We start from the raw sequence: 13,900 nt of genomic DNA on the forward strand, positions 1-13,900 counted from the left end.
ATTGGCTTGGTCACAAAGATGATGAGCTAACTCCAAAGTAGAGGTTAATCCAGAAAATAGCATCAAGACTCCCAAAGAAAAACTCGCAACCCACCACTTAAGTGGTGAGCATCGGCAGTATGTCAATTGAACCTCCCATCGCTGAAAGCGAGGGATTCCCATATAGACTCTTATCTAGACCGAAGTCCCCGACAGAACGCCATTACTGGGCTGTTTGACCACGGGCGCACCGACCGCAGTTAATCCACGCTGTTTTACTATTATTGAAGCAGCAACATCCCGATCCACGGTGTAGCCACATTCAGAGCAAGAGTGAACCCTTTGAGAGAGTTCTTTCTTCCCTGTATGGGTTCCACATTCAGGACAAACTTGAGAGGTATAGTCTGGATTTACCTTGGCAAAATATGTATCCGTTTGAGAACAAACATATTCCAAAATAGTAAAGAATTGACCTAAACCCATATCTAGAGACTGCTTACAGAATAGTCCTCTACTCCAAGCTGTGAAGTTAATATCTTCAACAAATACCATCCCGACTCCATCACAGAGTTGATGGGCTAACTTGAAGTGGTAATCCTTTCTTCTGTTGGCTACAGCTTCATATAATAGAGCGATCCGATGCTGTAGTTTCTGCCATTTATTGGACCCTTTGTCTTTATTTTTAAGCCTTCTTTGTAGTAATTTAATCTTACGCCGTGCTTTATCTAAAAACTTCGGCCTAGGAAGAGTCAAACCATCGGAAGTTGCCAGCATACTTTGAATCCCAACATCAATCCCCAAAGCGTGACCATGAGGTATTGGGGTTGGGATATTAACATCAAGCTCAATTGCTAAGTTGACATAGTAACCCGATGCTTTCTTGATTACTTGAACTTGTTTGATCTTAAAACCCTCTGGAATATCCCGTGACTTGACAAACTTAACTTCCCCCAATAGAGGCATCTTTAGCTTGTTACCATTGACTTCAATTCTGCTACTAACTAAATTAAAAGACTTCATGTTCCTTTTGAAGCGAGGAAAACCTAGTCCCTTGCTTTTCATGTCGTTAAACGCCCGCTCTAATTTCCGCAATGTTTGCTGCATCGCTTGGGCATTACCAGACTTAAGGAAATCGTTAGTCTTTTTAGCTTGGGTTAAATTGGCAGATTGAGTAGGGTAGTTAGGATATTCAAAGGGAGCAACAATATATTCTGAACGAATAGAGCAAGCGTTGACCTGACAACTACGACTGTTATACCAAAGCTTTCTTTGAACCAAAGCATAGTTCCAAACAGATTGGCAGACAGTTAAATTTAATTCGATCTTCTCTGTCTGCTCTTTGGTTGGAATTATCTTATAGTTGTAAGTAAGGTTAAGCACTCAATTCTTGCTCATTGTTGGCAAGATTATAGCAGGATTTTACAATTTGGGGTATGCTGTTGTAATATGTCGTCATTCATCCCGTCGATAAAATCGAGGGTCTTCTTCCGACGATCAAGATAATAAGAATCTGTGAGAGGTCAGAAATTTCCCCTCTCAAGACTAAAAAAGTTATCAAATGGAACTCACCAAATGACACTAACTTGTATTTAAAGACCTCAAAATTGTCTCAATACAATCCTGAACTTCCGTCATTGGGAAAAATAGCGGTGCAATTGTACCAAGAGTTTTCAATTGAGTGACAAGATCAAAACAGGTAAGCAGCACCAGAAAGCCCTTTGGACCACTTTTCTCAATCATATCCAGAGATTGAGAGATCATATCAAGGGGTTCAAGTTCCAACCATTCCCGTAAAACCTTATCCTGTAAGGCTTTCGTGTGTTCTTGTAGAATATTGGCAGGGGTACTAGGATCGCGGAGTAGAGTCAATAGCTTGGCATAGAACGACTTCCAGCCCAATTGAGAGATTGTGGTTTGACTCTTGCCTATCAACTCAGCCAACTCCTTCTGGGTTACTTTCTGACCTGTCCGAATGAACTGTTCAACCACCTGCAACAGTTTCCATTTTTCCAGTTGTCGTTGAGTCCCCACTTCAGGAGTCACCTCAAAACTATTACAATTCATCACTTTAATCCCTTCAGCCCTTAGAAACGATAAATCTAAGTTCGTACCAATCATATAAATGTAGAAGGACTGGCCAGGGTAGAGATGCGCTCGTTGTCGTCCCACCAATTGGCGGATTTCCGCTTGAACCTTTTGTCGGTAGTAGTCCTGAAAACCCTCTAAAGAGCCTGTGAGGGTCAAATACTCATCCTCGATAGATCCCACATTAGGATTAGGAGTTCCCAAGGTAATGAGTAGGGGAATCCCCTTAAACTCATTACTTGAACGGTTATGGTGATGCCAGTGGCCATCAATGGGTAGATACCGACAACTCTTTTTGCCAATGATGACCGCATTAATCCCCCGTTGACGTAAGGAGGGTTGGGCGGTAATCAGGTCTTCTGTCGGAGAGGAAAACTCAATCCCCTCAGTGTTATAGCCATGTCGTTGGAGAATCGCTTTCGTAAGTATCTGTTGATATTCCATACAACGGCTAGAATACTTACTCGACTTCATCCCCTCCATCTGCACATTGACCACCGTTAAGTTGTCCGACACCGGAGACTCTTCTTGAATTTGAATAATTTGGCTGGCTTCAACCTGTAACTTACGCGCTAAATCTTCCTGCCCCGCCGTCGCATCTAACAAAACAAGGGTTTTAAAGTTCTTCAAAACATCAGGGTGACGTTCTTCTAAAGTGGTTAGGATTAACTTTTCCCCCCTCACCCGTAAGCTGCCCGGTTGTAAGTGACCCCAAATCCGGACTAGATCCAACAGAATATCCGGGGGAAGTTTCCCTAATTTATGAACCGTTTTCTCCTTGGCTTCATGGCGGAAAATATCATTAGCGAGTGATGTCCCTCCAGGATAGTCTGGTAAGATGGGAACCGAGTCAGGTTCTTGTATCACTTTTTGCCAAGGAAAATTAAATCTCTGGAGTGTTTGACAGATTTCCGCAATATTCTCAGGAGGAGTGGGCAAAATGTCCCTTAATTCTTGGTCATTAAATCCCCAGCGTGATTGAGAGCGAACCCAACCCATTAAAATCTGCCATAAACTGGTTTTTAAAGGTTGGAGTTGACTATAAATCTGGGGAAGTTGTTGTTCAAGTTCGTTCCACAGAGTATTTAAATCCTCAAGTTTAACCTTTTGTTTTCTAGTTGCTTGTAAACACAAAGCGGCTTCCTCCACAATCCCAATAGCTTGAGAATAATTGAAAAGCTTGGTGTCAGGCAAGCTGTCAAGATGACAACGAATCCGACTCGACTGTAAGACTTCACTCAACTGGCCGAGATAGTTATATTGACCTTTCCCCGCCCAACAACTGCCACTGTAATCACAACGACCACAGATTTCTCTTCCAACATCGCTATAACTCTTTTGATGAAGAAGAGTAAACCAAGAAGAATAGTAACAATTGCTACGCTCTCCAATAATTTCCCCCTCTTTTCCCTTAGCACGACACAATTGGGGTTGACCCGAAGGAGTGTAGTGGTCAGGGATAATCGCTAAACCCTCATGGCGAGCGGGTAAGTCGGTGAAGTTCTGCTCAATGGGAAGGGTGGAGGGATTACGGTGATGGATATTGATATAGACGATAGGCCCGGATGACTCCAACAGTCCAAAAGTATGGGACTTACCTAAACCGGGGGCGGAACAATCATGAATGAATTGCCAGCCTTGGGCTTGTAGGGTTTGGAAAACCTGAAGGCGTTGTCCGGGCTTAAAGATAATTTTGGGAGATCTTTGACCGGGTGTGGGGGGCGGAAAAACCATGCCCGGACGATACTCAAGAGTCGGCTGTTTTGGCTGGGATTCAACTAATCCTATGCTGGCTAGTTGAGTTTTCATCCAGTCCACCAAAGGCACGTTTTTCAAACGGTTTAACCAAGCTTGAGGTGTTACCAGTCTTGACTTCCGTTTGATATAGTCTTGGGGATCTGCCCAGTAAATCTGTTCTTCTAAGTCACTTTCCCAAGGATTTAGAACAGATGGACTCTTTAGGAGGAGTTCATCAAAATCAGGTTCGGATTTGTCGAACCACTGACCCCAATTGCCGACCTTAATATCAAGATTCCATGACATTATATGCTTTAAGGTTTGGCAGTTGGCTTGGTAGATGTGGCGATTGGGAAGGGAGCCGGCATCGGGGAGGAGACGGATTTGAATGGGGGAGTGGAGGGGGTGCTCATGGAGTCCCAGATAGGCTTTCAGGGTGTGGCGGTCGAAGCGGGCGGCGGTGGCGGTGCCGATGATGATGGCGTTAGGGTTGGTGCGCCAAATCATGAAGGCGGCAATGAGGGATTTTAAGGCCCCTTCTATGAGGTAAATGATTTGTACCTTGTCGTAGGGGGGTAAGGCGTAGTCCTGAGTCTCTCGGAGGTCTTGGGGGCATTGCCAGTAGAAGAGGGGGAGTTTGCCAGTGGGGAGATGGGGTGAATTCCCGCCTTGGGATTTACTGGAGAGCCAGAGGTATTTAGCTTTTGTCCGTTGGTCTGGGGCGAGTTGGAAGCCTGTGATTTCGTTTTGGGGATTCATGGCGGCGATCGCCAAACCCCTGGTTCCAGTTAAACAATGGGTTTTAGGATTGACCCCCGCCAACGCTGGAGAGGCGACGACGGATTTTCCCTGTTCCCAACTGGTAATCCAATTCTCCCGAAACGCGACATTGATCTCAGTATCGCTCAAACCCCGTCGCTGTAGGTTTTGGTGGTGTTTAAAGGAGAAATCAAGTTGCCGGATAATGTGGCGATATTCCTGATCCCGTTGTTCGGTCGAGAGAATTGGTAGATGAGACGGCACACTAAACGTCTGAACCCGTTTTCGAGTCGTGTAGTGTTCTTCAGGAATTAAGACCGCGCCCATATCTTGCTGTAGCCAGCCCACTCGTTTCCATCCTGAAGCCACCTCATAGTCCCCGAGAACTCGCAAACACCAGACTTTCTGGATTTGCTCGGCTCCGTCAAAAAAGGTCTTGCAACCCGAATCATGACCGCAGTGGGGGCAGGGATGGCGTTTGGTAGCGTGTTGGTGGTTGTTCATGGTTTCCTCTTTTTGAGGAGTCCAGACCAGCCGTCTTAAGAAATAGTACCCGTGAGCCAGAAGTCTTGATAAATCTTAGATTGAAGGAATTTCTTGATGAAATCGCCTAAAGTGACCAAAACCTTGTTATCCTAATAACATAGATTTCTTTCTTTGTTTGTTTGGGTTTTGGTTCTTCGTGTCACCGTTGCTCTTGTAGACAATAGTTGTTGATTTATCATCAACTTCTGATTTATCAAGAGACTTCTGATGATTTATCACGACTTCTGGACTTGTCACGACTTCTGGACTTGTCAAGACTTCTGGATTTATCAAGACTTCTGGATTTATCAAGACTTCTGGACTTACTGGGTTTCCTAAGTTTTCTAGATTTTTTTACTAGACACCTTGGATTTCCTTTATTTCTGTATTTCTTTCTTAAGACACGTTGATCCAAACTCCTTTTTTTTTGTGTAATGGTTGACATTCTCCCGACACTGACCCTAGGGGTATGGTGCGGGCTTCCCCATATTACTATGAGGCTTTCCTGTTTCTACGGGAGGCTCTAAATGTCTTTTTAGGGACATCCCCGATAACCTCTTCCGACTCAGGCAGTTTGACCCCTAGTCCGTTCGCGAAGCGTGACCTAGGAAGGGCTGCAAGTCCACGCTGCTCAACTATCATCGCCGCAGCAACGTCCCTATCCGTTGCAAAGCACACCGTTCCGATATCTCCCCAGCCCGCCTGACTAATCGCTCTGGCTAGACAGCGCTTCTTCATTATCCCGACAACATTGAGATTTTTCAGTACATTGAGATTTTTCAGTACAATCGCACTCTTTTCTCTCATCAAACGGTCTGCCAACTTTTGGCTGGTATCCTTATTTTACAATTCGGGGTATGCTGTTGTAAAATGTCGTAATTCATCCCGTCGATAAAATCGAGGGTCTTCTTCCGACGATCAAGATAACAGATTTTCTGGAGAATTTGCTGTCCCTCCGTGTGTTTGTACTGTCTATCCCCTCCCTCTCCTAGCGAGGAACGGAAATTTCGCAACCAACATTTTCGTTAAGTTTAGTGAACTACCCAGTGCTGACCGTGGGTACAGCGTGGGTTTCCGACTTCGTAGGCAGTTGCACAGTAGAAGACTTGCGCCCCCTATTGCGTCTGACACTCCCTCCATCGGCAGTTGCCCCCGTTCCAGAGGCGAGTACCCGTAACCCTTCGTTCCGAATGTTAATTGCCGCGTTTAGATCTCTATTGTGATGGGTATGGCACTTAGGACATTCCCAACTTCGAGTATCCAGAGGCAGACTATCGACTATATTCAGGCAGTGATTACAGGTTTTGGCAGATGGGAACCACCTACTGAGCTCCAAATAGGTCTTTCCGTCTCTACTCGCTTTATACGCCAAGAAGTTTTGGAACATTCCCCAATCCGAGTCAGCTATGGATTTAGCTAGATTCTGGTTAGACATCATTCCCTTGACGCTTAAATCCTCAACGATTATGACTTGGTTCTCGTTCACAATTTTTCTAGACAGCTTGTGTAAGAAGTCCTGTCTAGCGTTGGAGACTTTTTCATAGGCTCTAGCAACTAACCGTCTGGCTTTATTACGGGAATTAGACCCCTTTTGCTTGCGAGATAGTTTCTGTTGCTTGCGCCTTAAATTCCGCTCGTGTTTGCGGAAGTGTTTAGGACTAGCAATTTTTTGCCCATCACTGGTGACAGCGAAGTGTTTAAGTCCTAGGTCAACCCCTACTGCCTTCCCCTCGGTCTTGGCTGTTAATTCCGGTTCGTTTGTCTCAAATAAGATGGAAGCAAAATACTTTCCAGTCTGGGTTCTTGACAATGTAACCGTCTTAACTTGTCCGTCACAGAGGCGATGCAGATTCGCTTTGATAGCCCCCAGTTTAGGGAATTGCAAGCCGTTCTCCAATACTTTAACATTCTGTGGGTACTGGAGCGACTGTTTACCCTGTTTAGACTTAAAACGAGGATATTTGGCCTGACCCTCAAAGAAATTAACGAAGGCTTGGGATAGATTTAAAACCGACTGTTGTAGACATTGAGAGTAGGTTTCTGACAACCAAGCTGTCTCTTCCTGTTGTTTGAGGAGAGGTAACTGTTTCTTTAACTCCATACCGGAAACACCTTTCCCGGTTGCCTTGTAGGTTTCGTTGGTCAGAGCAAGGCAATAATTCCAAAGCCAGCGAACAGAGCCGAAAGCTTTTGTCAGCTTCAGCTTTTGTTCGCTAGTTGGATAGAGCCTAACTTTAACAACTTGTCTCATGAGCCTGATTAGAGTCAACGAGTTTGATTGTAAAGTAAAATGGATCAAATAACAACTTTTTTTTTATTTACAAGCCCCATTTTTTTATTTACAAGCCCCATCCCGCAAGTGGAGTGGGGCAGTTAACCTAAAACTTCCACAACTTCGCCAACGGCAGGGTGGGGTAGTTCACTTGGCTATTTATAAGTAAAAATTATGAATTACATAATTAATAAATATGTTAAGGAACTTTACAAATTGTAACAAAGCAGGCAAGATATAAACATATTATCCACCTAATCGCAATTATTCAAACCATGACAACGACCATTCAACAGCGCGAGAGCGCCAACGTTTGGGAGCGGTTCTGTCAGTGGGTCACTAGCACCAATAACCGTCTTTATATCGGTTGGTTCGGTGTTCTCATGATCCCTACCCTCTTAACCGCCACCACCTGCTTCATCATCGCCTTCATCGCTGCTCCCCCCGTGGACATCGATGGGATTCGTGAACCCGTTGCAGGTTCTTTACTCTACGGCAATAACATCATCTCTGGTGCTGTTGTGCCTTCCTCCAACGCCATTGGTTTACACTTCTACCCCATCTGGGAAGCCGCTTCCCTTGATGAGTGGCTGTACAATGGTGGCCCCTACCAGTTAGTGATCTTCCATTTCCTGATCGGTGTGTTCTGCTACCTCGGTCGTCAGTGGGAACTCAGCTACCGCTTAGGGATGCGCCCTTGGATCTGCGTGGCTTACTCTGCCCCCGTATCCGCCGCCACTGCTGTATTCCTGATCTACCCCATGGGTCAAGGTTCTTTCTCCGATGGGATGCCTTTAGGAATCAGTGGGACTTTCAACTTCATGTTAGTGTTCCAAGCTGAACACAATATCCTGATGCACCCCTTCCATATGTTGGGTGTTGCCGGGGTGTTCGGCGGTGCGTTATTCAGCGCTATGCACGGTTCTCTGGTGACTTCTTCCTTAGTGCGTGAAACCACCGAAACCGAATCTCAGAACTACGGTTACAAATTCGGTCAAGAAGAAGAAACCTACAACATCGTAGCGGCTCACGGCTACTTCGGTCGCTTAATCTTCCAATACGCTTCTTTCAACAACTCCCGCGCCCTGCACTTCTTCTTAGCAGCTTGGCCGGTGGTTGGGATCTGGTTCACCGCTTTGGGTGTAAGCACCATGGCGTTCAACCTGAACGGTTTCAACTTCAACCAATCCATCTTAGACAGCCAAGGTCGCGTCATCAACACTTGGGCTGACATCCTGAACCGCGCTAACTTAGGGTTTGAAGTAATGCACGAGCGCAACGCTCACAACTTCCCCTTAGACTTAGCAAGTGGTGAAGCGGCTCCTGTAGCTTTAACGGCTCCCCAAATCAACGGGTAGGTTCACTGGCCTAACAGGTCTAAGCTAATCAAAAATTGAGAATTGGGTCTAAACGCCTCCCAAGTTGGGGGGCGTTTTTCCGTGTGGAACAAATCACGGAATGCAGGTGGTGGAGCATTCAACAGTACAAAGTTAACAAAAATGTTGCGGAATTCCCCTTCCTAGCTTGCAGGGAGGGGAGGGATAGCAACCCAGTAATAAACTGAGCGACAGCGAATCCTTAGATAAAATTCTTACGGGAAAATAGCGGGAGCATGAAAGCCTCCATCTTTTAAGTGGGGGATGAAATGCGACACGAGCGGTTTTAATCGCCGTGATGTTAATTTCTTTCTGACAGTGAACTACCCCGCCCACAAGGGGACGGGGCTTCCCAACTCAACAGCAACCGCCTCTACGGATGACTTACGCCCCCGCTTTGGTCTTACATTGCCTCCTTGGGCAGTATCGCTGGTTCCCAACGATAATATTCGTAAGCCTTCATCTCGAATATTGATAGCTGCATTTACGTCTCTGTCATGTTGGGTTTTGCAATTGGGGCATTCCCAACTACGAACATCAAGAGGCAGACTATCAATCTGATTGAGGCATACATGACAAGTCTTACTGGACGGGAAAAACCGACCAATTTCTAGATAGGTTTTCCCGTCTTTTTCAGCCTTGTACTTTAACTGTCTGGTGAATTCTGACCATCCACAATCTGAAATCGCTTTGGCTAGATTGTGGTTTTCACCATGTTTTTGACTGACAGGTCTTCCACAACGATGACTTGATTTTCGTTCACCAATTTGCGGGAGAGTTTGTGCTGGAAGTCTTTGCGAGTGTTAGCAATCCGCTCATGCACTCGCGCTACAATACGTCTTGCTTTAGCCCGACGCTTTGAACCCTTCTGTTTACGAGATAACTTTTGCTGCTGCGTTTCAGGGTTTTTCTCTCTCTTCTTGAGCGGTTTGGGATTATCAAATTTAGAACCATCAGACGTAATGGCAAAATGGGCTAACCCTAGGTCAATCCCAACCGCTTTACCTTGGCTGCTTATTTCAGGTTTAGGTAGTCCATCGTCAAAAAGCAAAGAGGCGGAGTATTTGCCCGTCCTACTCATGCTGACGGTAACGGTCTTCAGCTTACCATCGAAAACACGATGAAATTTTGCTTTGACATCACCGATTTTAGGCAATTTAATCGCTTTATCCAACAACTTGACGTGCTGCGGATACTGAATTGACTGCTTACCATGCTTGCTCTTGAAGTTGGGATATTGAGCTCTTCCCTCAAAGAAGCTGATAAACGCCCGAGAAAGATTCAGGGATACAGACTGGAGAACTTGGGAATAACATTGGGCCAACCAAGGAAACTCCTTTTTGAGTGCTGGTAAGCGGTCGTTATACCCCTGTCTTGACAGTCCCTTCCCGGTTGCTTTGTAGGTTTCATTGTTCAGGTTTAGAGCGTAGTTCCACCACCACCTAGCACAGCCAAACGCCTTTGACAAGGCTACTTGCTGCTCAGTGGTTGGATAGATTCTGACCTTAACAACATTTCTCATTTTCCAAGTTTAACACAAAAAGGATTAATGGCAAGACCGATAGATTATTGTCAATCTGCGCGGCATTGAACCGCTTGATTGACTGGCCTTTCATCCCCACCCACGAGGGGATGGGGAGTTCCCGGCAATCTTTTTAAAAGAGTGAGGCTGGTTAGACGGGCTGACGGTTATTATTGTCAGTTTGTGCTTTCTTGTGAGGTTAAAGAAGAGGTTAAACCATCAGGTAAGTGTATCGGCTTAGATGTAGGTTTAGCTTCTTTCTATACAGACCATGAGGGTAATAAAGTTGAAAATCCTAAATTCTTGAGCAAGTCAGAGAAACGATTGAAACGACTTCAAAGACGATTATCTAAAAAGAAAAAAGGGAGTAGAAATCGTCAAAAAGCACGAGCAAGATTAGCGAAGGCTCATCTTAAAATAAGTAGGCAACGTAAAGACTTTGCTGTGAAGTTAGCAAGGTGCGTAGTTCACTCTAACGATGTGATAGCCTACGAATATTTAAGAGTCAAGAACTTAGTCAACCATCAGCTTGTTGAGGATTGCGCTGTTTTAGCCATTCGTAATGGGTTTCAATGTCTTGTTCAGCAGTACGAGCTAATCTAACCTGAAATACCATGTTTTTCTGCCATAGCATTTTGGAATTCACTCAAATATCTTGTGTGTCCAGCCTCAATATCGGCAAGACCGGATTTAATCCCGGCAAGGGTTTCTAGATATTCAATTTTATCCAAGAGTTTTTGATAGGTTTCGGCGGTTTGAATGACTAATTCAGCGTTGCCATTAACGGTGAGAATAATGGGTTGGCCGGTTGCTTTCATCTGTTCTGTGAATTGGCTGGTGTTGCGTTTGAAGTTAGAGAGTGATTGAATGTCGCGGCTGAGGTTAAGCATGATTGCACTAAATTCAATGTTAATTTGATGTTAGCATAACGCCCATGGTTTGATCAATCCGGACGACAAACGCACCGCTGCGGGGTGGGGTAGTTCACGTTGATTCTTTGATAAGCATCGTCATTAAACGTCGTAGTTGACCTGCCTCTTTCCGTGAACGATATCGTTGTTGAGCTTCAACCAAAATGGCGTTCAGCAGTGAGGGGTTTTCGGCTGCCACCTGCCACGCGGCCTCAATGAATACTTCTAGGGTAATTTTGGAGTCTTTACAAAAATGAGTCAGTGCTTGGTCGATGGGGTCTTCTAAAACAACGGCAGAACGTCGCCGCATCTTGGGGAATCGGGCTAATTTGGCTTGGAGTTCGGCTAAGGTGTTCTCGGTTCGCAAAGTGTTCTGTTCGCCAAGTGTCTGGGAAGGAGGGGGAGAGATGGGGGCATTTGTGGGGGGAGGGGCGGTGTCTTGAATGAGGGTATCTTCCCGTTGGGGAACAATGGTTCGTTGACGTTTTTGGCGGAGTTCGTTCAGTAGATTATCAGACATGGCTGGGTTCTCCTAGCTGTTGGACAAGGCTTTCAATTAAGAGACTAAAGGGATATTCAAGGTCGCTATAGCCGAGGTCGGTTAAGGTTTGGCGGCGATTAATGGCCTGTTTATAGCGTTCAGATTCCCGAATGGAGGGCAACATCAGGTTTTTGCCGACTTCTTCGGTCATGGCTTCCACGGCCAGACGGCTTTCGGTGCTTTGATTGTTGCCAATCCAACGATCTCGGAAGGGTATAACGCCTAGGACTTGGGCTTGGGTGGCTCGTACATTCTGCATGGACTTTAAAAGGTCTAATGTCCGCACTAGGGAACCATAGCCTTTGAGGGAAGCTTCGGCGGGAATGATTAAACTATTGGCGGCACCGAGGACGGTTAGACAAATTTGGGAACGCTGGGGAGGAGAATCAATAACACAGACTTTAAAGGTGGAGGTCAGGGGTTCTAGACGGTGTTTGAGTAGGGTGGCTCCTACTCCACTACTGGCTAAATAGTCCACGACTCCATCGAGTTGGTCATCGGCGGGGATGAGAAACAGGTTGTCTTCTCCGGTGACAGGGTAGATGGCTTCTTGTAATTCGACGGATTGTTTGATGAACTCTAACAACATTGGCTCGTTGGGTTTGAGTTCTAGACCTAAGTAGGTGGTTAGGTTGTGTTGGGGGTCAGCATCAATCAGTAAGGTGGGATAGCCCAGTTGGGCGAGTTTACGCCCTAAAAACAGAGTGGCTGTGGTTTTACCTTGTCCTCCTGAAAGGGAGGCGACCGCAAGGGTTAGCATCATTTAAGGCTTTTGGTGGAAAGATAAAATCTATTATAGCTAAAAAGCGTCTTAGGTTAATTTACTAATTTAGTAAAGGCTAAAAAGCTAAAAAGCTAATTTTATGATTTGTATAAATTGGCTAAAGGAGAGATGCGGCTAAAAGTCTTGCGCTGTATGGGTTAGCGCATTTTCCTGTCGGGGAAGGTGTCGCTATTTTTGCTCAAATAATGTCCGATAACGGGAAGCGAGTTGTTTAATCTCAAAGCTTTGTTCAGCTTTCTGGCGGGCGTGGTGGGAGAGTTGAGCATAACGTTCCCCATCGGCTAAAACCCAAGCAATGCCTTGGGCGAGGTCTTCGACGGCGTAGGGGGTGGCTAAATAACCATTTTGCTGGTGATCTACAATATCTTTTAACCCGGTAGCGTTAAAGGCTACAACGGGAGTCCCACAGGCTAACGCTTCAGAGGCGGTTTGTCCAAAGGCTTCCTGACGGGAGGGGACTACCATCACGTCGGCGGCGGAGTAGATGAGGGCGAGGGTGAGATCATCACTCAATGTCCCAAGATAGTGGGCTTTAAAGGGGATGGTGAGGTCTGAGGATTCAGACCCAAAAATCAGGAGTTCAAGGGAATCTAGGGGGAGTTGAGGCTTTTGGGTGGTGAGGTGTTGGAGGGCGGCGAGGAGGAGGTCAAATCCTTTGCGTGGATCTGAGGTGGCGGCGATCGCACCAAATAAAACCAAAGACCGATCTAAGGGTAGATTGAGCAAAGAACGGGCAGTATTACGGTCAATGGGGCGATAGACCGTTAAATCTAAACCACAGGGGATGATATGCAGGGGATAATGAGATAATAGAGAACTGGCTTTAATGCAGTCCGCCATCCAAGTGCTGGAGGCAATCAGTGTTAAGTTAAGCCCTCGCCAAGCGTTTGCCTTCCGTTGCCAGATGCGACGGGAAAGATCCCGTTCCCGTTGACTCTGGAGTTGAGGACAGTGACCGCATTGTTGAGTATAGCGATCGCAATCCTCACTATAATGACAGCCCCCGGTGAAGGGCCACATATCATGGAATGTCCAAAATAGGGGTTTTTTGAACTGAGCTAAAGTTTCAATGCGCAGAAAACCATTACAAACCCAGTGCAGATGAATTAAATCTGGGTTAAGCTGGGCAACAGTAGAGGCGATCGCATCGGGAAACCATTGGGGGGAGAATAATAGACCCGGCCGTTGGGGGTAGGAACGCAAAGGAACACTATTGAGGGGAGGCCCCAGTTTTGTTAAGAGATGACGTTCTGCTTTCACCGTCGGATCTCGACTCAACTTAGCCCGGACGAGCATTTGAGACTCCTGACCGATCTGATGGAAACCCCGATGCAAGCGATAGGTAGCCCTTGCCGCCCCCCCTTCTAAATCAGAGGTACTGAGCATTAAAATTTTCATCAAAAAACCTC

8 protein-coding genes and 2 pseudogenes are annotated in these 13,900 nt (G+C 45.9%); 2 read left to right on the forward strand and 8 right to left on the reverse strand.

Going from position 1 to position 13,900, the window contains the following annotated elements:
* Positions 1–174: 174 nt before the first annotated feature.
* The 3 genes from SPI9445_RS0100210 to SPI9445_RS0100225 all read right to left on the reverse strand — a co-directional run bounded on the left by SPI9445_RS0100210 (position 175) and on the right by SPI9445_RS0100225 (position 7,336).
* Entirely contained in the window at positions 175–1,359 is a 1,185-nt protein-coding gene (locus SPI9445_RS0100210; protein WP_017302696.1) for an RNA-guided endonuclease InsQ/TnpB family protein, read from the reverse strand.
* 198 nt (positions 1,360–1,557) lie between these two features.
* Entirely contained in the window at positions 1,558–5,064 is a 3,507-nt protein-coding gene (locus SPI9445_RS0100215; RefSeq protein ID WP_017302697.1) for a helix-turn-helix domain-containing protein, read from the reverse strand.
* Positions 5,065–6,124: 1,060 nt separating this feature from the next.
* Entirely contained in the window at positions 6,125–7,336 is a 1,212-nt protein-coding gene (locus SPI9445_RS0100225; RefSeq protein ID WP_017302699.1) for an RNA-guided endonuclease InsQ/TnpB family protein, read from the reverse strand.
* A 296-nt stretch (positions 7,337–7,632) separates the two neighbouring features.
* Here SPI9445_RS0100225 and psbA point away from each other — a divergent pair, with 296 nt between their 5' ends.
* Positions 7,633–8,715, forward strand: a complete 1,083-nt coding sequence (gene psbA / locus SPI9445_RS0100230; protein ID WP_017302700.1) for a photosystem II q(b) protein — start codon at positions 7,633–7,635, stop codon at positions 8,713–8,715.
* Between the two features lie 341 nt (positions 8,716–9,056).
* Here the strand turns inward: psbA and SPI9445_RS26840 are convergent.
* Positions 9,057–10,255 (reverse strand): annotated as a pseudogene (locus SPI9445_RS26840) (RNA-guided endonuclease InsQ/TnpB family protein).
* 135 nt (positions 10,256–10,390) lie between these two features.
* Here SPI9445_RS26840 and SPI9445_RS23710 point away from each other — a divergent pair.
* Positions 10,391–10,792, forward strand: a pseudogene (locus SPI9445_RS23710) (RNA-guided endonuclease InsQ/TnpB family protein); the annotation flags it as partial.
* 62 nt (positions 10,793–10,854) lie between these two features.
* Here SPI9445_RS23710 and SPI9445_RS0100245 read toward each other — a convergent pair.
* The 4 genes from SPI9445_RS0100245 to SPI9445_RS0100260 form a co-directional block, all read right to left on the reverse strand.
* A complete protein-coding gene (locus SPI9445_RS0100245) occupies positions 10,855–11,145 on the reverse strand; it encodes a type II toxin-antitoxin system Phd/YefM family antitoxin (RefSeq protein WP_017302702.1) in 291 nt (96 codons plus the stop codon).
* Positions 11,146–11,239: 94 nt separating this feature from the next.
* Positions 11,240–11,686, reverse strand: a complete 447-nt coding sequence (locus SPI9445_RS0100250) for a carboxysome distribution maintenance protein McdB (RefSeq protein WP_017302703.1) — start codon at positions 11,684–11,686, stop codon at positions 11,240–11,242.
* Positions 11,679–12,467: a ParA family protein gene (locus SPI9445_RS0100255; RefSeq protein WP_017302704.1), complete on the reverse strand. Its 789-nt coding sequence runs from the start codon at positions 12,465–12,467 to the stop codon at positions 11,679–11,681. The genes SPI9445_RS0100250 and SPI9445_RS0100255 overlap by 8 nt, the downstream gene beginning before the upstream one ends.
* Positions 12,468–12,659: 192 nt before the next feature.
* Entirely contained in the window at positions 12,660–13,889 is a 1,230-nt protein-coding gene (locus SPI9445_RS0100260; RefSeq protein ID WP_017302705.1) for a glycosyltransferase family 4 protein, read from the reverse strand.
* Positions 13,890–13,900 lie beyond the last annotated feature (11 nt).

Source organism: Spirulina subsalsa PCC 9445 (genome assembly GCF_000314005.1).
In the GTDB taxonomy this organism is placed as follows: domain Bacteria; phylum Cyanobacteriota; class Cyanobacteriia; order Cyanobacteriales; family Spirulinaceae; genus Spirulina_A; species Spirulina_A subsalsa.

Coding starts and splice junctions, on each gene's coding strand:
- SPI9445_RS0100215 (WP_017302697.1), bottom strand. CDS start 5,064: ATGAACAACCACCAACACGCTACCAAACGCCATCCCTGCCCCCACTGC.
- SPI9445_RS0100225 (WP_017302699.1), bottom strand. CDS start 7,336: ATGAGACAAGTTGTTAAAGTTAGGCTCTATCCAACTAGCGAACAAAAG.
- psbA (WP_017302700.1), top strand. CDS start 7,633: ATGACAACGACCATTCAACAGCGCGAGAGCGCCAACGTTTGGGAGCGG.
- SPI9445_RS0100245 (WP_017302702.1), bottom strand. CDS start 11,145: ATGCTTAACCTCAGCCGCGACATTCAATCACTCTCTAACTTCAAACGC.
- SPI9445_RS0100250 (WP_017302703.1), bottom strand. CDS start 11,686: ATGTCTGATAATCTACTGAACGAACTCCGCCAAAAACGTCAACGAACC.
- SPI9445_RS0100255 (WP_017302704.1), bottom strand. CDS start 12,467: ATGCTAACCCTTGCGGTCGCCTCCCTTTCAGGAGGACAAGGTAAAACC.
- SPI9445_RS0100260 (WP_017302705.1), bottom strand. CDS start 13,889: ATGAAAATTTTAATGCTCAGTACCTCTGATTTAGAAGGGGGGGCGGCA.